The sequence below is a fragment of the Mycobacterium sp. RTGN6 genome, from assembly GCF_033804605.1.
In the GTDB taxonomy this organism is placed as follows: domain Bacteria; phylum Actinomycetota; class Actinomycetes; order Mycobacteriales; family Mycobacteriaceae; genus Mycobacterium.
Genome location: NZ_JAPZKZ010000003.1, coordinates 59,906 through 84,240 on the forward strand (window position 1 = coordinate 59,906; position 24,335 = coordinate 84,240).

Here is a 24,335-nt window from a genome sequence, read left to right on the forward strand (position 1 = left end):
CCGGGAGCGCGATTCAGCGGGGGTCAAGGACCGCGAAACTCAGCGTCGCCCGCGCGGCACAGCGGTCGCCACCGACGTCGGTGACGTCGACGGCCACCACGACGAGACGTTTGCCCGCGCGCACGATGGTCGCCACGGCACGCGCCGGTCCTTCACGGATGGGAGCGAGGAAGTGGACGTTCATGTCCGAGGTCGCAACCTCCTGTCCGTCCTTCACGGTGTCGAGAGCCAGGCGCCCGGCGGCGACGTCGATCAACGTGGCTACCAGGCCGCCCTGCAGTGCCCCACGGGTATTGGCGAGATAGGGCCGGTTGTGCAGCTCTACCGTCAAGCTGCCTGGCGGGCCTTCCACGTCGTTGAAGGGGAGCCCCGCAAACAGGTGCTCCCCAGGCCCCAACGCCTCGGTGTCGATGGGTGGCGGCGTCATACGTCGGAGCGCACCTTGTCCTTGACCGACGCGACAATGGGAGGGGCCTCGCGCCAGTTGGGTACCCCGTGTGCTTCATCGCCGACGGCCAGGCCGTCTTCGCGGACCTCGGCCCAATGCGAGTGGTTCAGTTGGTGCAGCGTGAAACACGCCTGCAGCGCGTTGTTGAAGCCCATGTTGTCGACGGTTTGATTCACCGACTCCTTGATCAGCAGCGCGGCCATGGTGGGCACCTTCGCAATTCGTCGAGCCATCTCCAGCGTTCGGTCGGCGAGCTCGTCGCGTTTGAAGACCTTGCTCACCATGCCCAACTGATGGGCTTCGTGGATGTCGATCGAGTCGCTGGTCAACATGAGTTCCTTGGTGCGCCGCGGACCGAACTCCCACGGATGCCCGAAGTACTCCATCCCGCACATCCCGAGCCGGGTGCCCACCACGTCGGCGAAGCGCACCTCCTCGCTACCCACGATCAGGTCACACGCCCACATCAGCATCAGCCCCGCGGAGTACACGTCTCCGTGCACCTGGGCGATGGTGATCTTCCGCAGGTTGCGCCAGCGCATGGTGTTCTGGAAGAAGTAATGCCACTCCTGCAACATGCGGCCCTCGGCGCCATCCCGAGTGCCGCCGTTGATCGACCTCGTCGGGTGCTGCTGCGGGCCCGGGCTGTACTCGGCGACGGCCTGTTTGGAGCCGATGTCGTGCCCCGACGAGAACATCAAGCCCTCGCCGGCAAGAATGACCACCTTGACCGTGTCGTCGGCCTCGGCGCGCAGGAACGCATCGTCGAGTTCGACCAGCATTCCGCGGTTTTGGGCATTGCGTTGATCGGGCCGGTTGAGCAGGATGCGCACGATCGCCCCATCGTCGTATGACTCGTACGTCACGAATTCGTAGTCGCTCACAGCTCTCCTTCAGGCGTCGCCGCCGCTAGTGAGGTGGGGATGACATATTCATGCGGCCCGCAGTCGACGTCGCCGAGGGCCAACGCGGGACCGAAGGAATTTTTGCCAAAACACACCGTCGGGTACCTGCTCGAGAGTACCGTTCTCAAAGTCGGAAACGGTAATTTACGGAGGTCGCCATGACTGTTGCGCATCAGCTGCTAGCCGGGCTGCCGCATGTCGTCTGACGCACGGCCCCGCGTAATTCTCTGGGGCCCAGGTCACGTAGGCGTCACGGCGCTTCGCGCGCTCATCGAGCATCCCGGCCTAGAACTTGTCGGCGTGGTCGTTCACAGTGAGGAGAAACGTGGACGTGACGCGGGCGACCTCTGCGGGCTGCCCGATACCGGTGTGATCGCCTCCAGCGACATCGACGCCGCACTGGCCCTCGACGCCGACGCCGTCGCATATTTCGCCTCCGGCGACTTCCGCTATGAGGATGCGGGACAAGACATCGCCCGTTGCCTGCGTGCAGGCAGAAACGTGGTATCCACGGCTCTGGTCCCGATGTGCTACCCACCTGCGGCGGACAAGCCGACTTTACGGTTACTCGAGCAGGCCTGCGCGGATGGCCGGACCAGCTTCTACAACAGCGGTATCGACCCAGGCTGGACCAACGACGTCGTCCCGCTCGTGATCGCCGGTTTGAGCAATCGGGTCGACACGATCACGATGCTGGAAGTCCTTGACTACAAGGAAGTAAATCAGCCCGACGTCATGTTCGACTTGATGGGTTTCGGGCGCCCCGCGGACGCGCCCATTCCCATGAACGAAGCCCGCCTTGAACGATCATGGGGACCGGTGCTGCACATGCTCGCCGATGGTTTGGGGTTACCGCTTGAGTCCATCGTGACCACCATTGACCGGTGGATTACGCCGGAGCGCTACGAGGTATCGGCGGGCTGGATCGAGGCGGGCACGACCGGGGGGATCCGGTTCGAGCTGGCCGGCATGGTCAACGGGGAGAAGCGCATCGTCGTGGAGCACATCACCCGGATGGGCGAGCACGCCGCCCCCGAGTGGCCGCAGCACCCCTCTTCGCGGGGTGGCTACCGCATCATCGTCGAAGGAATGCCGACCTACACGCTGGATCTCGCGATCGAAGCCGAGGGTGACACGCTGTCCGGTCTCACCTACGGCTCGGTGAGCCGGCAGCTCAACAGCATTCCCGCGGTGGTCGCTGCCTCGCCGGGCGTACTTTCCTCATTTGACCTCCCGCTGATCACCGGTCCCGTGCGCGGCGGCAACTGGCGCGGAGTACTACCGCCCCGGGCAGGCTGATCACGTGCACACGAGGAAATTTTCGTGGAGCTAGGCCTGCGCGACGCGAAAGCGGTTGTCACGGGCGGTAGTAAGGGCATGGGCCTTGCCATCGCGGAGTGTTTCGCCGCAGAAGGTGCCTCGGTGGCCGTCATGGCGCGCGATCAGACCGCACTGGACGCCGCGGAAGAGCGGCTTCGAGAAGCTGGCGCACCCGACGTGCTGGCCATCAGCGTGGACATGTCCAGGGCTGAATCCATCCAAGCGGGATTCGCCACGGTCGCCGACAGCTGGGGCGAACTGAACGCGCTCGTCCATACGATCGGACCGTCCTCCGGCTACTTCGACGACCTCGATGACGCCGGGTGGCAGAAGGCATTCGACCTCGGGACGATGTCGGCCGTTCGCTCCGTTAGGGCGTCGCTGCCGCTGCTGCGTGCGGCGGACTGGGGCCGTATCGTGACCCTGTCGGCTCACTCGATCCAACGACAGAGTGCCCGGCTGGTCGCCTACACCGCATCCAAGGCCGCCCTGAGCAGCGTCACCAAGAACCTGGCCAGAAGCCTTGGCGCCGACGGCATCCTGGTCAACAGCATCTGCCCCGGGACCATCGTGACCGCAAGCTTCACCGAAACCCTCAAGGACGTCTTGGCCGCCGGTGGCTTGGACTCGGCCGATCCGCACGACGTCATGAGGTGGGTCGAGGACACCTTTCACCACGGCTGTGACATCGGCCGCGCGGGGCTGCCGGAGGAGATCGCGTCCATCACGACCTATCTCGCGTCTCAACGAAACGGATACGTCACCGGTGCGACGATCAACGTCGACGGGGGTTCGGACTTTGTCTGAGCTCGAGAAGCGATGAACGTTGTGACAAAACATCATTCGCCCGGCGGCGGGATCACACTGAAGGGACTCGACAGTTGACCTACCGAATCGTTCAGTGGACGACGGGCAACATCGGCAAGCGCTCGGTGCTGGCTGTGGTGGAGAATGTCGCGTTCGAATTGGTTGGATGCTATGCCTGGTCGGACGACAAGGTCGGCCGTGACGTCGGCGAGCTGTGTGGCATCGAGCCGCTGGGCGTCACGGCGACGAACGATGTCGATGCATTGCTCGCGCTGAAACCGGATTGCGTCGTCTACAACCCGATGTTCACGGATGTCGACGAGCTCGTGCGCATTCTCGCCGCGGGGGTCAACGTGGTCTCCACGACCGGCTTCATGACCGGCCACTGCCTCGGCGATGGTCGAGCGCGCATCATAGAGGCGTGCGAGCAGGGCGGCTCCACCATTTTCGGTAGCGGCATGAACCCGGGCTTCATTCAGCTGCTGGCGATCGTGTCTGCTGGGCTAAGCGACCGGGTGGACAAGATCACCATCGTCGAGTCCGCCGACAGCACCATCTACGATTCGCCCGCCACCGAAAAGCCAATGGGCTTCGGACAGCCCATCGACAATCCAGACCTGCCGGCGATCGCCGAGGAGGGCACCCGACTCTTCGGTGACGCCGTGATCCTGGTCGCTGACGCACTCGGCGTCGAGCTCGACGCCATCCGGTGTGAGGCCGAGTTCGCTCAGACCACCGAAGACCTCCACCTTCCGGGCGACTGGACCATCCGGAAGGGCTGTGTCGCGGCAATGGATGTCCGTTGGAAGGGCTTCCTCCGCGACCGAGACGTCATCGAGATCCGGATGCGTTGGCGCAAAGGCCAGTCGCTGGAACCGGATTGGCAGATACAGACGGGATACGTCGTGGAAGTGCAGGGCCGACCAACGGTGAAGTGCACACTTGATCTCCTCCCGCCGACGGACTTCACGGCCAAATCCTCGTCGGACTACTTGTTGTTGGGCTTGATCATGACCGCAGTGCCGGCCATCATCGCTATCCCGGCGGTCGTATCTGCCTCGCCCGGTATCGCGACCTACAACGATCTGGTACCGCTCCTTCCCCGCGGAGTGCTCCGCACTGGCTGAGGTGTCGGCCCAACCATCCTCTTGAAAGGGAGTGGGAAGCTTTGATGTGTCAACCTCCAGCGAGGGGCGGATCGTTCGGTCTTCGTTTCGATTTCCGCAACCCGGAGATCGCCGGCACGGCGATGGCCGACCGTTACGCCACCGCTCTGGAGATGGCAGAGTGGGCCGAACGACTCGGATGCACCGCGATCACCGTCTCCGAGCACCATGCTTCGGACGACGGGTACCTGCCTAGCCCGATTCCCATGCTCGCAGCGATGGCCGCGCGCACGACTAACGTCCGTCTTCTCATCGGCGCGTTGATCGCCCCGTTCTATGAGCCACTGCGGTTGGCCGAAGACATGGTGGTGCTCGACAACCTGAGCAGGGGTCGCGTCGACGTGATCGTCGGCGCAGGCTATGTGCGCGAAGAGTTCGCGATGTTCGACGTCCCGCTGAAGGAACGGGTCGAGCGGGTGACAGAAGCGATCACCACGATGAAGGCAGCGTTCACCGGCGAGCCCTTTGAATATCGCGGCCGCACAGTTCATGTCACGCCAGCGCCATTCCGTCCGGGCGGTCCCGCCATTCTGCTGGGCGGCAGCAGCGAGCCAGCCGCCCGGCGCGCCGCTCGCATCGCCGACGGGTTCATCCCCTCGATACCCGAGGTCTGGGAGTTCTATCGCGACGAGGTGCAGAAGCTCGGCCGGGCCGACCCCGGTCCCAGCCCAACCGGCGACAACCGGACGGTCGTGCTTGCCGAGGATCCCGAGAAGGGATGGGAGCAGATGGCGCCGTACTTCCTGCACGAGACCAACGCCTACGGTGCGTGGCAGGCCCAGGACGATCTCGCGGCGCCGTACCGCACCGTCGCCGACATCGACATCCTGCGGTCGACCGGGCGGTACCAGGTCCTGACACCAGAGCAGTTGACGGCCGAGATGAAAGCCTCTGGGAGGCCGTACGTCTCGCTGCATCCGATGTGCGGCGGCATGCCGATCGAGCTGGCGTGGGCGAGTCTGCACCTGTTCGAGCGCGAGGTACTGCCCGCGCTCGCCTAATCGACGTTCAGACGCGCAAACATTCGAGATAAGGAGCGATCAATGGATGACATCGAGGCCATCAAGCAACTCAAGGCCCGGTATTGCCGCATGCTGGATACCAAGGATTTCGACGGCTTGCGTCAGGTGTTCACCGACGACCTGGTGGTAGACACGACTGGATCGGGCGGCGTGGTGTACACCGGAGCGGACACCTTCATGGACTTTGTGACTACTCACTTGGCCCCGGCAGTGACCGTTCATCAGTGCCACACACCGGAGCTCACCATCGCGTCGCCAACTACCGCAACCGGGATCTGGGCGATGGAGGACCGCCTCCGTTTCCCCGACGGCGCGGAGATCAGCGGTTTCGGGCACTATCACGAGACCTACGAGAAAGTCGCAGCTGCGTGGCGCATCAAGACTTTGAGGTTAACGCGACTCCGCCAGGACTTCATTTCGGCATCCGCCGGGTGATTCCGCAGCGCTGGCCGCGATCCGCTACTTCTTGGTGGTTCGCGGAGCAAAGTGCACGCTGTCCGTTACCACCGTTGGGTTGTCCCGTGCCGCTGTTATCAGCGACACCAAGGTGTTGGCAACGTCTGCGGCGCTGGACATTTCCACTGGCACTTGGCCGTTCCGGGCCCAGCCGTCGTACAGCTCGGCGAGCAGCTCCTTGTCTGCGCCGCGAAGGATCTCCGTGTCAGCGGTGGGGCCGACGCTTACCCGAATGACTGGCAGATGGGGGTGCTCACACCGCCACGAATGCAGGATCTCGTCCAGGGCAGCCTTGCTCGCGCTGTAGGCCGCAACGCCAGCACGGGGCCTGCCCACCTCATCGCTTGACGCGATGAGAATCACTGCCTGATCGGACAGATACGGCAGGGCCGCGCGCATGACGAGGGCTGGGCCAACGGCGTTGACTGCGAACGCTTCTGCCCATGTGGTGGGCTCTATGTGCTCGACCCGAGCCAGTGGGACGACCGCGCTGGTGAAGACCACGGCGTCGATGCCGCCGAGGGTCTCGGCCGTGTCCCGAACGACCGTCTGAATGGCGTTGGGCGCCGAGACGTCGAGTTCGTGCGCCGATCCGTCGACTTCGGCTGCTAGCTGGGTCAAGAGGTCGATCCGACGCGCCGCCACGGCAACTCGCGCACCATGGGAGTGCGCGGCCATCGCGAACGCGCGCCCGATCCCGGACGATGCACCCACGATCAGTGTCCGTACGCCGTCCAATTGTCGTCGCTGATCACTCACTTCAAACACCTCGCCGCGACCCCTACGGGTAGCTAGGTCGTATGAATCGCCGATGGTCCGGCGCAGAAAGCGGTGCTTCCGCAAATGAGAATAGTAGTTTACGGGCGGTCGCGTTCTATTCCGGACAGCACCACGGACGGTCGGGAGCAGACGCCGAGCTCACCTGAGCGCCGAGCGGACCCCATCGGGCGGAGTGGCGCTGGTCGGTCGCTCAGCATCGCCATCCAAATGGACTCCGTGATCAGGTCCACCCCATCGTATTTCGAGGCACGTTCACGGCCTCCGATCGGCGCGTGCCACGTGAATGTCACAGGTCGTCCTCGATCCACCGACGTTCTGGAAAGCCGGTTGGCGCGACTTTGGGAGTTTCTCCTATCAATTTCGAGAACCATGCTTTGCTTGTCCTCTCGGGAACCTAGAGGTACCGTTTGCAGCTTCGAGAACCGATGTTCTCGCGAAGACCGCAGGAGGAGATGTATGGCGGCAATGCAAACGTGCTCGGCTCGCGGGTTCTGCCCGACGACGGGGGCGAGCACCGTCAGCAGGCTGAAAGTACCCACGGCCAATGGCGGTTAAAGGGCTGGAGCGCTGGACCCGAGGCAGCTCACTCGGCAAGGGCGTATCGGGTGCGATGGGTGCCGTCGGCGGACTGTTCTCGATGGGTTTGGACGCCGTGAAGTTCATCTTCGTGCGGCCGTTTCAGTGGCGGGAGTTCCTGGAGCAGTGCTGGTTCGTGGCGCGGGTGTCGTTGGCGCCGACGTTGTTGGTGGCGATTCCGTTCACCGTGTTGGTGAGCTTCACGCTGAACATCCTTCTTCGCGAGTTGGGGGCGGCTGACCTGTCCGGGGCCGGTGCGGCGTTCGGTGCGGTGACTCAGGTGGGTCCGATCGTGACGGTGCTGATCGTGGCCGGGGCGGGCGCCACGGCAATGTGCGCGGATCTGGGCTCGCGCACCATCCGTGAGGAGATCGACGCGATGGAGGTGCTGGGCATCAACCCGGTGCAGCGGTTGGTGACACCACGGATGTTGGCCTCCGGTCTGGTGGCGTTACTGCTGAACTCGCTGGTGGTGATCATCGGCATCCTGGGTGGCTACTTCTTCTCGGTGTTCGTCCAGGACGTCAATCCGGGTGCGTTCGCCGCGGGCATCACCCTCTTGACCGGGGTGCCCGAGGTGATCATCTCTTGCGTGAAGGCGTTGTTGTTCGGACTGATCGCCGGCCTGGTGGCGTGTTACCGCGGGTTGAGCATCACCGGCGGCGGCGCCAAGGCGGTGGGCAATGCGGTCAACGAGACGGTGGTGTTCGCGTTCATGGCGCTGTTCGTGGTCAATGTCGTGGTCACCGCCATCGGCATCCAGTTGACGGCGAATTAGGAGTCGGGCGCACCGTGGCACTACGAACTACCTATCCGCGAGCCTTCCGCGAGTTTGCGCGCCCTGTCGGGGTGTTGGGCCGCATCGGGGACCAGACGTTGTTCTTCGGCAAGGCCATCGGTGGCACACCGCACGCGGCGGTGCACTTCCGCAAGGAGCTCGTTCGCCTCATCGCCGAGATCAGCATGGGGGCAGGCGTTCTGGCGATGATTGGTGGAACCCTGGTCATCGTCGGGTTCTTGACCCTGGCCACCGGCGGGACGCTGGCGGTCCAGGGGTACAGCTCGTTGGGCAACATCGGCATCGAGGCGTTGACCGGGTTCCTGTCGGCGTTCATCAACGTGCGCATCGCGGCGCCCGTGATCGCGGGGATCGGGTTGGCCGCGACATTCGGTGCCGGGGTGACCGCACAGCTCGGTGCGATGCGGATCAACGAAGAGATCGATGCGTTGGAGTCGATGGGCATCCGGCCGATCGAGTACCTGGTCAGTACTCGCCTCATGGCAGGGATGATCGCGATCACCCCGCTGTACTCGATTGCGGTGGTCCTGTCCTTCCTGGCCAGCCGGTTCACCACGGTGGTGCTGTTCGGGCAGTCGGGTGGGCTCTATGACCACTACTTCACTACCTTCCTGAACCCGATCGACCTGCTGTGGTCATTCCTACAGGCGGCATTGATGGCGCTCACCATTCTGCTGATCCACACGTACCACGGCTATTTCGCATCGGGCGGCCCGTCTGGCGTCGGTGTCGCGGTCGGCAACTCGGTGCGAACCTCGCTCATCGTCGTCGTGTCGGTGACCCTTCTGGTGTCGCTTGCGGTCTACGGCTCCAACGGCAACTTCAACTTGTCGGGTTAGGAGAGAAATGACAGCGAACATGGGTCCAGGACCGATCCACCGGTCCGAAACCGCCAGCGCCGCAACCCCGATCGGGGCCGAACCGGGCGCCAACTTCGGTGCACGCGGATATGTCCGCCCGTTGGCGGGGCTCGGCACCGTCATCGTGCTCGGGCTGATCATCGCACTGGCCGTCGGCCTGTTCGCCGGCCGGTTCACCGAATCCGTGCCGGTGACCGTGTTGTCGCCACGCGCGGGCCTGGTGATGGATCCGGACGCCAAGGTGAAGCTGCACGGGGTAGAGGTGGGCAGGGTCGCCTCGATCGAGATGCGACCAGACGGCCAGGCCTCCATTCGCCTCGCCATGGATCCGTCGCAGTTGCCCATCATTCCCGCGAACACCGTCGTCGACATCGCCTCGACCACGATCTTCGGCTCCAAGTTCATTCGGTTGGTGCCGCCCGAAGACCCTTCGCCGCAACGGATGCACGCCGGGCAGATACTCGACGCCAAACACGTCACCGTCGAAATCAACACGGTATTCCAGCAACTCACGTCGGTGCTGGGATCGCTGCAGCCCGAGAAACTCAACGCGACTCTGAGTGCGCTCCAGCAGGGGTTCAACGGCCGCGGGCAGCAATTCGGTCAGACACTGTCGGACTTCAACGCGTTTCTGGCCAAGATCGAACCCGGTCTGCCGGCGCTGAGCCACGACCTCGACGTCGCTCCCCAAGTGTTCAACGCCTATGCCGACGCGGCGCCCGATCTGCTCAAGACCATGGACAACGCGACACGGGTGAGCCAGACGATCGTCGACGAACAGCAGAACCTCGACGCATTCCTGGTGAGCGCGATCGGCCTGGCCGACATCGGCAACGACGTGATAGGCGGGAACAGACAGGCTTTGACCGACGTCCTGCACCTCTTGGTGCCCACCACTGAGTTGCTCAACGAGTACCACGAGAACCTGAACTGCGGCCTCGCCGGAATGGTGCCGTTGTACTCGGCCGCACCGTTCCCCAACCCGGGTGCCATGGTCTCGATCAGCTTCACGTTGGGCCTGGAACGGTATCGGTATCCGGCCAACCTTCCCAAGGTCGCGGCAAAGGGCCCGCCGACGTGCGGTTCCCAGCTGCTTCCGAAGGTGCCGAACGAGACGAATCCGCCGTTCGTCGTCGCCGACATCGGTGCCAACCCTGCGCAATACGGCAATCAGGGCATCCTGCTCAACTCTGACGCCCTCAAACAAATGCTGTTCGGGCCGATCGACGGACCACCACGCAACTCCGCACAGATCGGACAACCGGGATGACCGGCTCACGTTCGACGATCGTTAAATTCGGCGTGTTCGCCGTGGCCATGGTGCTCCTGACCGGGGGCCTCTTCGCCACCTTCGCGCAGGTGCGCACCGGATCGACGACGGCCTATTCAGCGATCTTCACCGACGCGTCCAGGCTCAAGTCAGGAGACACCGTACGGGTTGCCGGCGTACGGGTGGGCACGGTGGACAAGGTCTCGTTCGCGCCCGGTCACAAAGTCCGGGTGACCTTCGACGCCGACCGCACGGTGGTCCTGACCACCGGGACCCGGGCCGCCGTCCGCTACCTCAACCTGGTGGGTGATCGCTATCTGGAGCTCATCGACGGCCCGGGGTCGACGCGGGTACTTCCGGCCGGTGCCGAGCTCTCGGTCGACCGCACCGAGCCTGCCTTGGACCTGGACCTTCTCCTAGGTGGGCTGAAACCCGTTGTCCAGGGCCTGAATCCGCAGGACGTCAATGCGCTCACCGGGTCGCTGGTGCAGATTCTGCAGGGGCAGGGCGGAACCCTGCAGTCCTTGCTGTCGAAGACCTCGTCGTTCTCGAGCGCGCTGGCCGACAACAACCAAGTAATCGAACAACTCATCGACGACCTCAACACGACGGTGGGCACGGTTTCCAAAGACGGGGCGCAGTTCTCGGGTGCGGTGGATCGTCTCGAGCAGCTCGTCACCGGCCTGTCCGCAGACCGCGATCCGATTGGCGACGCGATCACGTCCCTGAGCGCGGGAACCGCTTCACTCGCCGATCTGCTGGGCGACGTCCGGCCTCCGCTGAAAGGCATGGTGGAGCAGCTGAGCCGGATCGCCCCCTTGCTGGATCAGGACAAGGATCTCATCGACGTTGCGCTGCAGCGGGCTCCGGGCAACTACCGAAAGACGGTGCGGCCCGGCTCATACGGCAGCTTCATCAATTACTACATCTGCGGAATTCGAGTCCGCGCGACGGACCTTCAGGGCAGGACCGCGGTGTTCCCTTGGATCCAGCAAACTGAAGGCAGGTGTGCGGAGCCCGATGCTTAGATACCGCGGATCCAATCTCGTTCGGCCGGGCCTACTCGGCGTCGTGCTGATCATTCTCATCATCGCCGTGGGGCTTCAGCCCGAGAAGCTTTGGTCGTGGGCGACGTCACTTCGGTACCAGGCGCTCTTTACCGAGTCCGGCGGCATCGCCGTGGGCAATGAGGTGATCCTCTCGGGTATCAAGGTCGGTTCGGTGTCCGATGTGGCACTGCAGAAGGGCAAGGCGCTGGTGACCTTCACCGTCGCGGGGTCGGAACCGCTCGGGCCGGAAAGCACCGCGCACATCCGGACCGGCTCCTTGCTGGGCGAGCGGGTACTTGCGCTGGAGTCCGTTGGTAGCGGCAGGATGCGGCCTTCCGAGGTCATCCCCGTCTCACGGACGTCCTCGCCGTACTCGCTGACCCAGGCGGTCAGCGACTTCACGGCGAACACCGCAGGCACCAACACCGAAACGCTCAACCTGTCCCTGGACACCCTGTCGGACACCATCGACCAAATCGCACCGCAGCTGGGGCCGACTTTCGACAGCTTGAGCCGGCTGTCGCAGTCGCTCAACAGCCGCAATAGAACGCTCAGCGACCTGCTCAAGAGCGCCAGCGACGTCACCGGAATCCTTTCGGAGCGAAGCGAACAGGTCAACACACTCATCCTCAACGCCGACGACCTGCTCGGGGTGCTGGTGCAGCGCCGGCAGGCGATCGTCGATCTGCTGGCATACACCGCTGCCGTGGCCCAGCAGCTGACCGGCCTGGTGGCCGACAACGAGAAGCAACTCGCGCCGGCGCTGGAGAAGCTGAACTCGGTCACCGCGATGTTGGAGAAAAATCGCGACAACATCGCCAAGGCACTCCCGGGCCTGGCGAAGTACGAGATCACCCAGGGCGAGACCGTGGCCAACGGCTTCTACTACAACGCCTTCGCTTCGAACCTCCAGCCTGGGCAGCTGCTGCAGCCGTTCTTCGACTACGCATTCGGCTTCAGGAGGGGCACCAACGCTGGGCAACCTCCCGACAACGCAGGGCCACGGGCGGAATTGCCCCTGCCCTACAACGGAATTCCCGGAGGCTCACGATGACCCGGAAAAGACTGGCCCGCGGAGTAGCCGCAGTCCTGGCGGTTCTGCTTGCTGGCGGCGTGGTGCTGGTGATCCGGCAGACGTTCTTCGCGCCGATGACGATCACGGCGCTCTTCCCGAGCGCGACCGCGGTCTACCCAGGCGACGACGTACGAGTCTCCGGTGTCAAGGTCGGCACCATCGACTCCGTCCAAGCGCAGGGAACGCAGGCCAAGTTGACGATCGAAGTCGACCGCGACGTACCCGTCCCGGCAGACGCCAAGGCGATCATCGTCGCCCAGAACCTGGTTGCGGCGCGCTATGTCCAGCTCACACCGGCATACGAGTCGACCGGCCCGACGATGCGTGACGGCGCGGTGATCCCACTCGAACGCACCGCCGTACCCGTCGAGTGGGACGAGGTCAAAAGGCAACTGACAAGGCTGGCCACGGATCTCGGCCCACGAAGCGGCGTGTCGACCACCTCGATGGGACGGTTCATAAACAGCACCGCCGACGCGTTGGCCGGCAACGGCGACAAGCTACGGCAGACCTTGTCCCAGCTGTCCGGGGTCGGGCGCATCCTCTCCGACGGCAGCGGCAACATCGTCGACATCATCAAGAACCTGCAGATCTTCGTCACAGCACTCCGCGACAGCAACGAACAGATCGTCTCGTTCCAGAACCGGTTCGCCACACTGTCGAGCGTGCTGGACGGCAGCAGGTCCGATCTGGACGCGGCGCTGACCGAGCTGTCGTCCGCAGTCGGCGACGTACAGCGCTTCATCGCGGGGAGCCGTAACCAAACCTCCGAGCAGATTCAGCGACTGGGCAACGTCACCCAGAATCTCGTCGATCACCGCGCGGATCTCGAACAGGTCCTGCACGTGGCTGCGAACGCGTTCGCCAACGGCTACAACATTTACAACCCCGACACTGGTGACCTCGCGGGAACGTTCGTGCTCAACAACCTTTCACGTCCAACGGATTTGATCTGCGGGGCGATCGGAGCCGTCGAGAACGTGACCGCAACCGAATCGGGGAAGCTGTGTGCCCAGTATCTCGGTCCATTGTTGCGCATATTCAATTTCAACTATCTGCCGCTACCGCTCAACCCCTATCTGGCGAAGTCGATAGACCCGAACAACGTCCTCTACACCGATCCGGCACTGGCACCCGGGGGCTCAGGTGCGCCCCCGGGGCCGCCCGAGCTGCCACCGGCGGTGTCGGCGTATACCGGGCTGCTCGGCGATCCGTACCCGGCACCTGGACAAGAATCCGCACCATTCCCGCCGGGCCCCACCGCCCCGAGTCATCTGCCGGCATTCCCGTCACCTGCGTTGTTCCCCGGAGCGCCCATACCCGTGCCGTCGCCCATCTTGGGGCCTGCCCCGTCGGCGGTTCCCTCAGCCTCGACATTGCCGGAACTGCTGCTACCCGCCGAAACCGCACCGCCACCCGGTAATCCGAACGCCGGCGCACCGCAACCATCCGAAGGGACACCACCGTCATGATCGGCTGGATGATCGTGCGCCGAGTGCTCGTCGCCGGCTCTTGTGTCGCACTGACAGCGACGGGATGCGCATTCGACGGGGTGAACTCGTTGCCCCTGCCCGGTGCCGCCGGTCGCGGTCCCGGTGCGAACGTCTATCACGTCGAGATCGCGAATATCGCCACGCTGGAATCGAATTCGCCAGTGATGATCGACGATGTCATAGTCGGCAGCGTCCGCAAGATGGCGGCCAAAGACTGGCACGCCGACGTCGAGGTGTCGGTGAACCCCGACGTCGTGGTGCCGGCGAACGCAGTGGCCAGCGTGGGCCAGACCAGCCTGCTCGGGTCGATGCATCTGCAGCTCAATCCGCCGGTCGGTGAAGCACCGAGCGGACGCCTCCAGCCGGGCGCCACCATCCCCCTGAACCAATCGTCGACGTATCCGTCGACCGAGAAGACGCTGTCGTCACTGTCGGTGGTCGTCAACGGCGGCGGATTGGGACAGATCGGGGACATCATCCACAACTTCAACGCGGCACTTTCCGGTCACGAAGGTGACGCTCGCGAGCTGATCACCCGGCTGGACACCTTCGTCGGCACACTAGATGCACAGCGCGACAAGATCGTTGCGTCCATTCAGGGACTGAACCGGCTCGCCAGCACGTTGGCCGGGCAAAGCGACGTGATCACGCGGGCGCTGGACGGGATTCCGCCCGCGCTGGACGTCCTGATCAAGCAGCGACCGCGGATCACGACCGCACTGACCAAGCTCGGTGAGCTCAGCGCCACCGCTACCCGCCTAGTCAATGACTCTCAGGCTGACCTCGTCAAGAACCTCGAAGGCCTGGGGCCGACGATCAAAGCGCTCGCCGACCTCGGGCCAAACCTCGACCGCATATTGGCCTACACGACGACGTTCCCGTACACCCAGGACTACATCAACCGGGCCATCAGAGGCGACTACGTGAACATGTTCCTCGACCTCGATCTGACCGTTCCCCGGCTCAAACGGACCCTGTTCCTGGGGACCCGCTGGGGTCAAATGGGCGCACCGCTGGTGCCGGCGCCGGGGGAGCCGTGGCAGCTGAACTACACCTACGATCCGCTCGGTGTGCCAGTCGCGCCGCCGCCGCCGGACGCGCCACCGGCGGACGCTGCGCCGCCGCCGGACGCTGCACCGGCACCTGATACAACGCGACCGGCGGCGGTTGCCGGGCCCCCTGTGGCTGACCCGGCGCCGGGTGCAGACGACTCGCCGTCAGTCGGTGCTCCCGCGGTTGCCCCGACCACCGGTGGTGCGTAGATGCTGTCGCGATTGGTCCGAATCCAGCTGGCCATCTTCACGATTGCGTCGATCATCGGCGTGTGCGTAATGGCCTTCTATTACATGCAAGCACCGACCATGCTGGGCGTGGGCCGCGTCAACGTGAAGTTGGAGTTGCCCGCTTCGGGCGGCTTGTACCGGTTCAGCAACGTGACGTATCGGGGGGTGCAGATCGGTAAGGTCACCGCGCTGAGAGCCACCGCCGATGGCGCCGAAGCGACCCTGTCCCTGGACGCGTCGCCGGCGATACCGGCCGACTTGCGGGCCGAAGTGCGCAGCATCTCTGCAGTGGGCGAACAGTACGTGGACCTGTACCCACGCACCGACTCGCCACCGTACCTTCACGACGGCTCGGTCATCGCTGCACGCGACACCACGATCCCGCAGGAGGTCGGGCCGATGCTGGACCAGGTGAGCGCGCTGGTCGACAGCATTCCCGAAGGCAAGCTCAGCGGGTTGCTCGATGAGTCCTACAAGGGCTTCAACGGCGCCGGCTACGACTTGGGTTCGCTGTTCGACTCGGCATCACAGATCTCCGGCGACTTCAACGCGGCTGCTGACCAAACGCGAACCTTGATGGAGGACACCGGGCCCCTTCTGGACTCGCAGGCCGACACCGCCGACGCCATCAGGCAATGGTCACGTAGCCTCGCGGGCTTCACCGAGCAGGTCGCGATCAACGACCGGCAGGTGCGGACGCTGCTACAGGCCGGGCCCGGTGCCTTCAACGAGGTGTCGCGGCTGATGGATCAGGTCAAGCCGACGCTGCCGATCCTGCTCGCCAACCTCACCAGCATTGGCCAGGTCGGCCTCACGTACCACGACTCGATCCGCCAACTCTTGGTCTTGCTACCTCCGTACGTCGCCAGCCTGCAAGCCGGTGGGCCGAACAACAATGCGACGGGGATGGCCTTGGGTGAGTTCGGTATGTCGATCGGTGATCCGCCAGCGTGCACGACCGGTTTTCTGCCGCCGTCGCAATGGCGATCCCCGGCCGACCTCAGCGACATCGACACCCCGGACGGGCTCTACTGCAAACTGCCGCAAGACTCGCCGATCGCCGTTCGCGGTGCCCGCAACTACCCCTGCATTGGCGTGCCAGGGAAGCGGGCACCGACGGTCCAGATGTGCAACAGCGACAAGCCATTCGAACCGCTGGCGCAACGCCAGCACATGTTCGGCCCCTATCCGATCGATCCGAACCTGATTGGCCAGGGCATCCCACCCGATAGCCGGGTCAACCCCGGCGCGAACATCTACGGTCCGCTCGAGGGCACGCCACTGCCGCCGGGTGGTACGCCACTGCCTCCGGACGGCGGCACGGCCCCCGCACCGCCGGGGGCGCCGCCGCCCGTGCCAGCAGAGGTGCCGTTCCCCGTACCGATGGACGTGTTGCCGCCAGCCGGCCAGGACGGGGGCCCGCCCGCGGCCGCTCCGAGTTCGTTCACCACGCAGGGATCCGGCCCCGTTCCGTCGGTTGCCGCCGCTACCTACAACCCGAGCACCGGGCAGTATGCAACGCCGGACGGCGAAGTGTTCCGGCAAGCAGACCTAGTCGCATCCGGCGCCCCCAAGTCGTGGAAGGAATTGGTCCTACAGTGAATTGGGTGCGCCGACGGTGATGTCCGCGCTGACACTTCAAATTTGGCTTGCGCCAACTGATCCGGCGTCCGAAGTCACCGGTCACGCCCTAGGCGATCTTCTCCATCCGGAACGGCATCCTGATGACAAGTGACTTGTTTCTGCCACAGGCGCCACTGGGGCCAGTCGTGATGTCCTCACCGGCGAACGTCGTCCCCTCGGGGGTGGTCATCCCATTGGCGTCTACCGAATAGAACCGGAACAGCTGAACTGCGTCCGCTGCGGTGCCGTCCGGACAGGGTTCCCAGTTCGCGATGGTGCGCTTGGCGTACCACAGGCCGGTTGTCGTCTTGATCGGTGTACTCCAGCCATGGTCACTCGTCACGGTGCCGGTGCACTCAATGGAACTGGTACACGTGGTCGTGATCGTCCAGGTGCTCCGAACGGTGGCCTCGTCCTGATAGCGCTCACCCGTCTTCGCCCAGTCGCCGAGCGATGTGGCGACGTACGTGCCATTGAGTCCCCAGTCACCGTCTGACGCAAGGGCCGACGATGAGGTGACGAGACTGGCGGTTAGTCCGACCGTGGCCATCACCGCGGCTGCCGCCCCGCTTGTCCGCATCATCCTGCTCGCCCTTCATTCGATCGGTGCCTCGACCGCGCGACTCTCGAGATGTGTTGGCGCCATTGTCAATGGTGGGAGAATACCACCGTGTTCCAAACGGAATGATTGATTCTTTAGTTTGATAACGATGACTCTCACGTTACGGGTATATATGGATCGTTCGACCCGCCCGACTACGAGGGGATCCTGATGGCACGCACACAGCGTCGCTCGGAGAGCGAATCGTGGCCTTGAGGGTGGTGCACTGCGGCACGGGCAACATGGGTACGGTCGGACTGAAGTACCTACTCCAGCTTCCCGATCTCGAATTGGTCGGCCACTACGTATGGTCGCCCGGCAAGGTCGGGGTCGACTCCGGCTCGCTGTGCGGTCAACCCCCGACTGGCGTCATCACCACCAATGACTGGCAGGATCTCATTCGCCTCGATGCCGATTGCCTGGTCTACTTCGGCGATTCCATCGGTCGCGAGGAACAGGCGATCCAGGACGCGATCGCCTTCCTCGAGCGCGGGACGAACGTCGTGTCGTTCTCCGCCTTCGAGCTTGCTCATCCGGCGACGGCGCCCAACGAGCTGCGCGATCCGATCGAGGCAGCGTGCCGTGCCGGTAATTCGTCGATGTTCTTCACGGGTATCGATCCCGGCTGGGCGACGACGGACTTGGCCATCGCGGCGCTTGCCCCGGCCGGTCGGGTGGACTGTGTGCGGGTCCTTGAACTGGGCTGGTGGGGCAATTACACAGCGGAGTTCGTCTGCCGCGAGTACTTCGGCTTCGGCAAGCCGCCGGGGTTCCAGCCCATCCTGATGACCGGAGGGTTCCTCCAGAAGATGTGGGCGCCGACCCTGCAACAAATCACCGAAGCGCTGGGCGTGGAGATCGAGGGCTGGGAGACGTCCTATGAGACCGACTGCCTCGACCACGACACCGAAACCGGCTTCGGGACAGTATATGCGGGCACCGCCGCGGTCGTGCGTTTCGAACTACGTGCCATAGCCGGTGGACGGCCGATCGCCATCGTCGAGCACGTCGACGCCGTAGCGCGAGGGGCCGGCAACGACTGGAAGGCGCCGTTCGGCCCCTACGACGTAACCCACCGCGTCGAGATCGAAGGCGATCCGAGCTTCACCGTGGAGATCGGCTATCCGCCCGGGACTGGCACGGCTGCCAGCGTCATGCCGGTCCTGAACTCCATCCCGGCGGTGTGCGCCGCACGCCCGGGCCTCCTCGGGCCCCTCGACGTTCCGCGCTACTGGACGCGCAACGTCCGCGACATGGGAGGGAACTCATGAACTACGCATTCGACCCAGAGCTCGCCGCCGTCGCCGGGCTGATTCCGGACCTCGCGACGGTCGACATCCCGACCATGCGCGCCGTGACGGCTGAGATGTTCTCCTCGGCGATGGGCGAACTCGACCATTCCGGGTTGGACGTCCGCGACGAGCTAGTCCCCGGCGCCGCCGGCGATCCCGACGTGCGGCTGCGCATCTATACACCCGACCAACCGATGGGACCCGCAGCGGTCTACTACGTCCACGGCGGGGGCTTCATCATCGGTTCAATCGACATGTTCGACGGCGAGAGTGTGCGTCTCGCGCGACAACTCGGCGTCGTGGTGGTCAGCGTCGAATACCGAATGGCGCCCGAACATCCCTACCCTGCTGCGCTGGAAGACTGTTACGCCGGTCTGCAGTGGATGGCCGAGAACTCCGACACGCTCCACATCGATGCCAGCCGGATTGCGATCCACGGATCCAGCGCTGGCGGTGGCCTCTGTGCTGGGCTGACGTTGCTCGCCCGCGACCGCGGGGGCCCGTCGATCGCGTTTCAGGCCCTGGGTGTCCCCGAGCTCGATGATCGGCTCGAGACGGCCAGCATGCGGGCCTTCACGGACACGCCGATGTGGGCCCGACCCCAGGCCATCCTCAGTTGGGACGCCTATCTCGGTTCCGGACGGCGTGGCACGTCAGACATCCCGAGCTACGCGGCCCCGGCTCGCGCCACGGATCTGATCGGCTTGCCGCCCGCCTACATCTCGGTCATGGAGTTCGATCCGTTGCGCGATGAAGGAATCGCCTACGCCCAAGCGCTCATGAGCGCGGGTATCTCGGTGGAGTTACACGCCTATCCCGGAACGTTTCACGGCTCGGGCATCGTCGAGCAGGCCGCTGTGAGTCGCCGCGAGGCGGAAGAACTTCTCGTCGTCCTGCGCCGCGCCCTCAAGCTGTAGCTAGCCGTCCCTGCCTCGCGCGAACACATAGGAGCCCGTCGTAATCACCTTGTCCCCGGCTCCCTCATCGTGAATCCGTAGCCGTACCGCAACCGCTCCGTCGGCTCCGGCGAACGGTTCGCCATCGACGCGAAAGGGGCCGATCTTGCCGCGGGCCACGAACATCACGTGGGAGGAGACGCCCTGGAGGACGTCAGTGCCGGCGATGCGCGATGCGATGTCGCAGCCAGCCGTCTCCAAGAGGACGAACTGCGGTCCGATGTGCAGCGCCGCGTCCGGCGAGGCCAGCTCTTGCCTCAACTCGGGTAAGCCCCACACCCCGTCGTCCCTGCGATGTCCGCCAAACACCTGCCACAGCGGCGGCAGGTCGGCGGAGTCGCCGAGCTCGATGGCTTCAACGGCCATCTTCTCCAGACCGTCCGGTGGGACTCCGATGCTAATGCCCTGTCCCTCGGTGAGGGCCAGCACGCGATCACGCTGATCGGCGTCAACGATCCGTGATCGGCTGTAGGCCATCTGCCGGCCACGCCTGATCCCCTCTGACACGATCTCGATACGCGACACATCGCGACCGGCGTCCAATACCTGACAGCTATGGATGACGGGGTTGGGGACCGCTTCGAGATCGGTGATGTTGCCCCCCTCGGGGGAGGCGATTCCCAGCACGGCCAACAGGATTCCGCCCGCTGGATTGCGCATGTCGCGTCGGAGGATGACGGTCTCCTCGACCGGGCCGTCGTCTATTACCCCGAAGCGGCGGCCGATGTAGCGATAGCTCAAAAGCCCGCCCCAGCGTCGATCGAGTTCGGCTGCATATGCCTCGGGCTGGTCGGTCAGCTCGCGGATATCGCGCAACACAGTCCTCCGTCCGGTCGCCGGTCCCGGCCATCGTGCGCCGCTGCGGACAACTCCCCACCATGTGGCGCGTGACACACCGATTGATGAGAATGTATGTTCTTCTTATCGAGAATCATACTCCGTCCCACGTATGCGTCGGGCGATCTCTTTCGTCGACGGTCGCGGTGCCGCCCCTCTGCCCATCGCGGCGGGCAGCGAGAGAGGAAAGGGCATGACACGTAGGACGATGCGCCCATACGTGTTGGCGGCGAACTTCCGGGTCGCACAGCCGGACCGGGTGTGGACGGTGTTGCAGCGCTATTCAGAGAGTCTGGTGGATGTCGGCGCCGACTACGTCTGCCTCTTCCGGTCGACTCTCGATCCGCAACGGGTCCTCGTGACGATCGGCATCCACACCGAGCAACCGATCCTCAACCAATCGAGATCGCCCTACCTGCTCGATTGGTTCGACGCCATGGGTGTCGACGACGTCCCGGCCGTATTCATCGGTCGGTCGGTCGATCGATTCGAGATCGGCGGTGACCCGACGTCGCCCGCGCCCACGATCGTCGTCGCCGCAGTTACGCCTGTCGACGACGTGGTGACGTTCGTCAACCACGTAAGGCGTTCGACCGACGAGTTCCGTGCCGCCGGGATTCAAAGGACACTCGTCTATCGCGCTTTCGACGATGACGGCGAAGTGATGTTCTTGCAGCAACTGGTGGACAAGGACCACGCGCAACGCTGGGCACAGCGATCCGACGTCGCGGCAGAGTGGCTGGCCCAAGCCGGGATAGGCGCCTACCCACCAGTTTTCGTCGGGGAGTTGCAGCACATCGTGCGCTTCCCCGACTCGAGTTGGACGGAATCGCGCCGATGATCGTCTGCCTCTGCTTTGGGATCACCAACCACGTCGTCGTTGACGCCGTCAGGGCAGGAGCGTCGACGTCCAAGCAGGTCGCTCGGGATTGCGACGCGGGGTCGCAGTGTGGACGTTGTCGGCACACGATACGTGCGATCATCGACGGCGAAAGACGTGCCGAAGCGGCCGCCGATGACAGCACGAGGTCGTGACACCGAGCAACGCGGGATTGGACGGATGGCATATGCGTCGTCGGTGGCTAGCCATCTCTGGTAAAGATATTGCGGGACAGCATCTTTAACGACCAACCACACGGGTTGGGGAAGCGTCACGGCGACGAGATGAGTGCGGCGCGTGCTGGTTGCTTCGCCGGCACTGGGTCGTCGCATCAAGCACCAGGTGACGTAGTCGGGTGTTACCGGCAAGCCCGACCCAAGCCGAAGTGCACGAACGACTCGACCGACGCGACGCATTTGGGCGTTATCGGCGGTTCACCCTCGGCGGTAACGAGCCCTCCGAATTGTGGGCGTCGAGGTGCCACGCCCGATTCCGATCGACCGGGTTGCGAGGCCGCCACCATGCGGGCGTGACCGTGCACATTCATCATGAGCCCCATTTTGATGGCCTCGGCGGCAAGGGGGGTGCTGGCAGTACATGGATAAGCAGGCACTGCCACCGAGGCGCTGTCGCCTGTTCACTAGTGGATGTACCACAAATCCACGACCCTCTCGACGAGCCTGCAAAGAACAGGATAGGCAACTGAAATCATGAAGAAACTCACGCAGTATGCAATCACCGCCGCTGCCTCGGTCGCGACGGCCCTGGGTCTGGCGGCGCCTGCCATGGCCGCACCGAGTGGACCGTCCAATGCGCTGGAGACAGTGAAATCGCTTGAGGCCCAGGGATACAACGTAGTGACCAACAAACTTGGTAGCGCTCCGCTCGACCAGTCCGCGGTGATTGCGGTCCGCCAGGGACAGGACGTCACCCACCACGTCGCGCAGCCTGGGGAAGCCGGCGCCACAGAAGTTGTTCGCTACCGCACCGTCTACGTCGACATCGCCTGAGCACGACGCTGGAGTGGACTGCGCAATGCCGCGCAGCGACCCAGCCGCGCGGCACCACCGCAAGAAGAAACAGAACACCAACACAGAAGAAATTGAGCATCGGAGCTATTGATGAAGCACATCACGCTAGGCAAGTTGGACGTCTCCCGTATCGGTCTGGGCGCCATGTCGATGTCCGGCTTTTACAACGTCGGTGAGGGCAGCGAGGCCGAGTCGATCAGCACTATCCACCGGGCGTTGGAGCTGGGCGTCACCTTTCTCGACACGGCCGAGATCTACGGCCCTTTCCTCAACGAGGATCTGGTCGGTCGGGCCATCAAGGACCGCCGTGATCAGGTAGTTGTGGCGACGAAGTTCGGGCTAGTTTCGCATTCCGGGGGCGGGCCCGGCGTCCGCGACAGCAGTCCAGCCAACATCCGTACCGCGGTCGAGGGTTCTCTGACGCGGCTTGGCACCGATCGCATCGACCTGTACTACCAGCACCGGGTCGACCCGAATACGCCGATCGAGGACACCGTGGGCGCGGTTGCCGAGCTCGTGGCCGAGGGCAAGGTCCTCCACATCGGACTGTCCGAAGCCTCCGCCAATACGATTCGCCGGGCCCACGCCGTGCACCCGATCACCGCACTGCAGACCGAATACTCCCTGTGGACCCGCGACGTGGAGGCCGAGCTGCTGCCGCTGCTGCGCGGGCTGGGCATCGGTTTCGTTCCGTATTCGCCGCTGGGGCACGGATTCCTGACGGGCCAAATCCGTTCCGCCGCAGATATTTCCGACGACGACTGGCGCAAGACCAATCCACGCTTCGTCGGTGAGAACTTCGAACGCAATCTGCGGATCGTCGACGAGGTCAAGGCAGTCGCCGACGAGGCGGGTGCCACTCCGGCACAGATCGCGCTGGCATGGTTGCTCGCGCAGGGCAACGACATCGCCCCGATTCCCGGCACCAAGCGAGTTGCCCGAGTCGAGGAGAACACCGCCGCCGACGGCATCGAGCTCAGCGCCGAACAGATCGAGCGGCTCAACAACCTCACCCCCGCGGCTGGTGAACGCCACGAAGAAGGGGTTATGGCCGCCATCGAACGGTGACCTTGGCCTTCGTGCGCAGTCGCGGTGAGAGCGCGACTTAACGCGCCGAAGTCACGCGGGTGCCCGGAACCCGCAGCGCCTCCCACAACGGCGTGAATCCGGTCAGGACCTTGATCAATAGCGGCGCCGCCGTGGCGCTCCCCCCAACGTAAAGGCAAAAGATGATGATGCAGAAGCTGTTCCGACACATGACGAGGGTGCTCGCGCTGACGTTGAGCCTCGTGTTCGCGGTGCCCGCCGCGATGGCGTCGGCCGAACCATATGACCATGAGGAAGCCCGCAACCTGACGATCGTGCGCAACGGCATGGAGGCATGGCGCGACGGCACGGGTGGAATCATCGACTCGCTCGCCGACGACGCGACCTGGGACATCACGGGCAACGCGGTGACGTCGCGGATCTACACCAGCAAGGAGGACTTCCTTGCCAACGCCATCCGGCCGTTCAATGCGCGGTTGTCGACGCCGTTGGTTCCGACGACGGTGCGCGATTTATACGCCGACGGTGACACGGTGGTGGCATTCTTCGACGCCGAGGCCACCGCGCGCGACGGGCTGTCCTACCGCAACACCTATGCGTGGTTCCTGACATTCCGCGACGGCCGGATCGTGAAGGCGGCGTCGTTCTTCGACCCGATCGCGTTCAACGACCTTTGGCAACGGATCTCCCCGTAGCGATCTGAGTGCACGAGCCTGTTCTTGGCTACCTACCCGATTGGTATCGAATTCGTACCGAGGA

25 protein-coding genes are annotated in these 24,335 nt (G+C 64.2%); 20 read left to right on the top strand and 5 right to left on the bottom strand.

Translation table 11 applies throughout. The features are described from left to right. Nucleotides 1-13: 13 nt before the first annotated feature. Together SLQ33_RS08280 and SLQ33_RS08285 are read right to left on the bottom strand one after the other, a co-directional pair. Nucleotides 14-427, bottom strand: a complete 414-nt coding sequence (locus SLQ33_RS08280; RefSeq protein ID WP_319453343.1) for a PaaI family thioesterase — start codon at nt 425-427, stop codon at nt 14-16. Further along, nucleotides 424-1,332, bottom strand: a complete 909-nt coding sequence (locus SLQ33_RS08285) for an enoyl-CoA hydratase (protein ID WP_319453344.1) — start codon at nt 1,330-1,332, stop codon at nt 424-426. Before SLQ33_RS08285 ends, SLQ33_RS08280 begins: the two co-directional genes overlap by 4 nt. A 216-nt stretch (nt 1,333-1,548) precedes the next feature. Between SLQ33_RS08285 and SLQ33_RS08290 the strand changes: the two genes are divergently transcribed. The 5 genes from SLQ33_RS08290 (at nt 1,549) to SLQ33_RS08310 (ending at nt 6,103) form a co-directional block, all read left to right on the top strand. Continuing rightward, nucleotides 1,549-2,652 carry a dihydrodipicolinate reductase gene (locus tag SLQ33_RS08290; protein WP_319453345.1) on the top strand — a complete coding sequence of 368 codons (1,104 nt, stop codon included), beginning with the start codon at nt 1,549-1,551 and terminating at the stop codon, nt 2,650-2,652. A gap of 24 nt (nt 2,653-2,676) precedes the next feature. Next, complete coding sequence (locus SLQ33_RS08295; protein WP_319453346.1) at nt 2,677-3,480, top strand: SDR family NAD(P)-dependent oxidoreductase; 804 nt, start codon at nt 2,677-2,679, stop codon at nt 3,478-3,480. A gap of 74 nt (nt 3,481-3,554) precedes the next feature. After that, entirely contained in the window at nt 3,555-4,607 is a 1,053-nt protein-coding gene (locus tag SLQ33_RS08300) for a dihydrodipicolinate reductase (RefSeq protein ID WP_319453347.1), read from the top strand. 44 nt (nt 4,608-4,651) lie between these two features. After that, nucleotides 4,652-5,647: an LLM class flavin-dependent oxidoreductase gene (locus SLQ33_RS08305; RefSeq protein WP_319453348.1), complete on the top strand. Its 996-nt coding sequence runs from the start codon at nt 4,652-4,654 to the stop codon at nt 5,645-5,647. A gap of 42 nt (nt 5,648-5,689) precedes the next feature. After that, on the top strand, nt 5,690-6,103 hold the full coding sequence (locus tag SLQ33_RS08310) for a nuclear transport factor 2 family protein (protein WP_319453349.1): 414 nt from the start codon (nt 5,690-5,692) through the stop codon (nt 6,101-6,103). 24 nt (nt 6,104-6,127) lie between these two features. Here the strand turns inward: SLQ33_RS08310 and SLQ33_RS08315 are convergent, their stop codons facing one another. Beyond that, nucleotides 6,128-6,883 (bottom strand): SDR family oxidoreductase, encoded by a 756-nt coding sequence (locus SLQ33_RS08315; RefSeq protein ID WP_319453350.1) that lies wholly within the window; start codon nt 6,881-6,883, stop codon nt 6,128-6,130. A gap of 565 nt (nt 6,884-7,448) precedes the next feature. On the opposite strand from SLQ33_RS08315, the gene SLQ33_RS08320 reads away from it, so the two are divergent. The 8 genes from SLQ33_RS08320 to SLQ33_RS08355 are packed head-to-tail and all read left to right on the top strand — an operon-like array spanning nt 7,449 to nt 16,911. Beyond that, a complete protein-coding gene (locus SLQ33_RS08320; RefSeq protein ID WP_319453351.1) occupies nt 7,449-8,258 on the top strand; it encodes an ABC transporter permease in 810 nt (269 codons plus the stop codon). A gap of 14 nt (nt 8,259-8,272) precedes the next feature. Then, nucleotides 8,273-9,118, top strand: a complete 846-nt coding sequence (locus tag SLQ33_RS08325; protein ID WP_319453352.1) for an ABC transporter permease — start codon at nt 8,273-8,275, stop codon at nt 9,116-9,118. 7 nt (nt 9,119-9,125) lie between these two features. Further along, on the top strand, nt 9,126-10,409 hold the full coding sequence (locus SLQ33_RS08330; RefSeq protein WP_319453353.1) for an MCE family protein: 1,284 nt from the start codon (nt 9,126-9,128) through the stop codon (nt 10,407-10,409). Continuing rightward, the gene (locus SLQ33_RS08335; protein ID WP_319453354.1) at nt 10,406-11,437 is read left to right on the top strand and encodes an MCE family protein; all 1,032 of its coding nucleotides are present in this window, start codon (nt 10,406-10,408) and stop codon (nt 11,435-11,437) included. The genes SLQ33_RS08330 and SLQ33_RS08335 overlap by 4 nt, the downstream gene beginning before the upstream one ends. Continuing rightward, nucleotides 11,430-12,512 carry an MCE family protein gene (locus SLQ33_RS08340; protein ID WP_319453355.1) on the top strand — a complete coding sequence of 361 codons (1,083 nt, stop codon included), beginning with the start codon at nt 11,430-11,432 and terminating at the stop codon, nt 12,510-12,512. The genes SLQ33_RS08335 and SLQ33_RS08340 overlap by 8 nt, the downstream gene beginning before the upstream one ends. Next, on the top strand, nt 12,509-14,005 hold the full coding sequence (locus SLQ33_RS08345; RefSeq protein ID WP_319453356.1) for an MCE family protein: 1,497 nt from the start codon (nt 12,509-12,511) through the stop codon (nt 14,003-14,005). Before SLQ33_RS08340 ends, SLQ33_RS08345 begins: the two co-directional genes overlap by 4 nt. Continuing rightward, entirely contained in the window at nt 14,002-15,288 is a 1,287-nt protein-coding gene (locus SLQ33_RS08350) for an MCE family protein (RefSeq protein ID WP_413467611.1), read from the top strand. Before SLQ33_RS08345 ends, SLQ33_RS08350 begins: the two co-directional genes overlap by 4 nt. Continuing rightward, nucleotides 15,289-16,911 (top strand): MlaD family protein, encoded by a 1,623-nt coding sequence (locus SLQ33_RS08355; protein WP_319453358.1) that lies wholly within the window; start codon nt 15,289-15,291, stop codon nt 16,909-16,911. Between the two features lie 88 nt (nt 16,912-16,999). Here the strand turns inward: SLQ33_RS08355 and SLQ33_RS08360 are convergent, their stop codons facing one another. Then, nucleotides 17,000-17,515, bottom strand: a complete 516-nt coding sequence (locus SLQ33_RS08360; protein WP_319453359.1) for a hypothetical protein — start codon at nt 17,513-17,515, stop codon at nt 17,000-17,002. Nucleotides 17,516-17,739: 224 nt separating this feature from the next. Between SLQ33_RS08360 and SLQ33_RS08365 the strand changes: the two genes are divergently transcribed. Then, complete coding sequence (locus SLQ33_RS08365; protein ID WP_319453360.1) at nt 17,740-18,804, top strand: dihydrodipicolinate reductase; 1,065 nt, start codon at nt 17,740-17,742, stop codon at nt 18,802-18,804. Continuing rightward, the gene (locus tag SLQ33_RS08370; protein WP_319453361.1) at nt 18,801-19,742 is read left to right on the top strand and encodes an alpha/beta hydrolase; all 942 of its coding nucleotides are present in this window, start codon (nt 18,801-18,803) and stop codon (nt 19,740-19,742) included. Before SLQ33_RS08365 ends, SLQ33_RS08370 begins: the two co-directional genes overlap by 4 nt. Here the strand turns inward: SLQ33_RS08370 and SLQ33_RS08375 are convergent, their stop codons facing one another. Continuing rightward, on the bottom strand, nt 19,743-20,600 hold the full coding sequence (locus tag SLQ33_RS08375; RefSeq protein ID WP_319453362.1) for a hypothetical protein: 858 nt from the start codon (nt 20,598-20,600) through the stop codon (nt 19,743-19,745). It abuts the gene before it with no gap. A 211-nt stretch (nt 20,601-20,811) separates the two neighbouring features. Between SLQ33_RS08375 and SLQ33_RS08380 the strand changes: the two genes are divergently transcribed. The 5 genes from SLQ33_RS08380 (at nt 20,812) to SLQ33_RS08400 (ending at nt 24,271) form a co-directional block, all read left to right on the top strand. Next, complete coding sequence (locus SLQ33_RS08380; RefSeq protein ID WP_319453363.1) at nt 20,812-21,459, top strand: fatty-acid--CoA ligase; 648 nt, start codon at nt 20,812-20,814, stop codon at nt 21,457-21,459. Next, nucleotides 21,456-21,653, top strand: coding sequence for a bacterioferritin-associated ferredoxin (locus SLQ33_RS08385; RefSeq protein WP_319453364.1), 198 nt, complete (start codon nt 21,456-21,458; stop codon nt 21,651-21,653). The genes SLQ33_RS08380 and SLQ33_RS08385 overlap by 4 nt, the downstream gene beginning before the upstream one ends. A gap of 555 nt (nt 21,654-22,208) precedes the next feature. Then, nucleotides 22,209-22,508 carry a hypothetical protein gene (locus SLQ33_RS08390; protein WP_319453365.1) on the top strand — a complete coding sequence of 100 codons (300 nt, stop codon included), beginning with the start codon at nt 22,209-22,211 and terminating at the stop codon, nt 22,506-22,508. A gap of 111 nt (nt 22,509-22,619) precedes the next feature. After that, nucleotides 22,620-23,597 carry an aldo/keto reductase gene (locus tag SLQ33_RS08395; protein ID WP_319453366.1) on the top strand — a complete coding sequence of 326 codons (978 nt, stop codon included), beginning with the start codon at nt 22,620-22,622 and terminating at the stop codon, nt 23,595-23,597. Nucleotides 23,598-23,758: 161 nt separating this feature from the next. Beyond that, on the top strand, nt 23,759-24,271 hold the full coding sequence (locus SLQ33_RS08400; RefSeq protein ID WP_319453367.1) for a nuclear transport factor 2 family protein: 513 nt from the start codon (nt 23,759-23,761) through the stop codon (nt 24,269-24,271). Nucleotides 24,272-24,335: the final 64 nt, after the last annotated feature.

Excerpts from the sequence above, each read along its gene's own strand:
- SLQ33_RS08395 (WP_319453366.1), top strand. The coding sequence starts at position 22,620 with ATGAAGCACATCACGCTAGGCAAGTTGGACGTCTCCCGTATCGGTCTG.
- SLQ33_RS08355 (WP_319453358.1), top strand. The coding sequence starts at position 15,289 with ATGCTGTCGCGATTGGTCCGAATCCAGCTGGCCATCTTCACGATTGCG.
- SLQ33_RS08350 (WP_413467611.1), top strand. The coding sequence starts at position 14,002 with ATGATCGGCTGGATGATCGTGCGCCGAGTGCTCGTCGCCGGCTCTTGT.
- SLQ33_RS08385 (WP_319453364.1), top strand. The coding sequence starts at position 21,456 with ATGATCGTCTGCCTCTGCTTTGGGATCACCAACCACGTCGTCGTTGAC.
- SLQ33_RS08320 (WP_319453351.1), top strand. The coding sequence starts at position 7,449 with ATGGCGGTTAAAGGGCTGGAGCGCTGGACCCGAGGCAGCTCACTCGGC.
- SLQ33_RS08310 (WP_319453349.1), top strand. The coding sequence starts at position 5,690 with ATGGATGACATCGAGGCCATCAAGCAACTCAAGGCCCGGTATTGCCGC.
- SLQ33_RS08305 (WP_319453348.1), top strand. The coding sequence starts at position 4,652 with ATGTGTCAACCTCCAGCGAGGGGCGGATCGTTCGGTCTTCGTTTCGAT.
- SLQ33_RS08330 (WP_319453353.1), top strand. The coding sequence starts at position 9,126 with ATGACAGCGAACATGGGTCCAGGACCGATCCACCGGTCCGAAACCGCC.
- SLQ33_RS08280 (WP_319453343.1), bottom strand. The coding sequence starts at position 427 with ATGACGCCGCCACCCATCGACACCGAGGCGTTGGGGCCTGGGGAGCAC.
- SLQ33_RS08345 (WP_319453356.1), top strand. The coding sequence starts at position 12,509 with ATGACCCGGAAAAGACTGGCCCGCGGAGTAGCCGCAGTCCTGGCGGTT.
- SLQ33_RS08335 (WP_319453354.1), top strand. The coding sequence starts at position 10,406 with ATGACCGGCTCACGTTCGACGATCGTTAAATTCGGCGTGTTCGCCGTG.
- SLQ33_RS08390 (WP_319453365.1), top strand. The coding sequence starts at position 22,209 with ATGAAGAAACTCACGCAGTATGCAATCACCGCCGCTGCCTCGGTCGCG.
- SLQ33_RS08400 (WP_319453367.1), top strand. The coding sequence starts at position 23,759 with ATGATGATGCAGAAGCTGTTCCGACACATGACGAGGGTGCTCGCGCTG.
- SLQ33_RS08360 (WP_319453359.1), bottom strand. The coding sequence starts at position 17,515 with ATGATGCGGACAAGCGGGGCGGCAGCCGCGGTGATGGCCACGGTCGGA.
- SLQ33_RS08380 (WP_319453363.1), top strand. The coding sequence starts at position 20,812 with ATGACACGTAGGACGATGCGCCCATACGTGTTGGCGGCGAACTTCCGG.
- SLQ33_RS08290 (WP_319453345.1), top strand. The coding sequence starts at position 1,549 with ATGTCGTCTGACGCACGGCCCCGCGTAATTCTCTGGGGCCCAGGTCAC.
- SLQ33_RS08340 (WP_319453355.1), top strand. The coding sequence starts at position 11,430 with ATGCTTAGATACCGCGGATCCAATCTCGTTCGGCCGGGCCTACTCGGC.
- SLQ33_RS08370 (WP_319453361.1), top strand. The coding sequence starts at position 18,801 with ATGAACTACGCATTCGACCCAGAGCTCGCCGCCGTCGCCGGGCTGATT.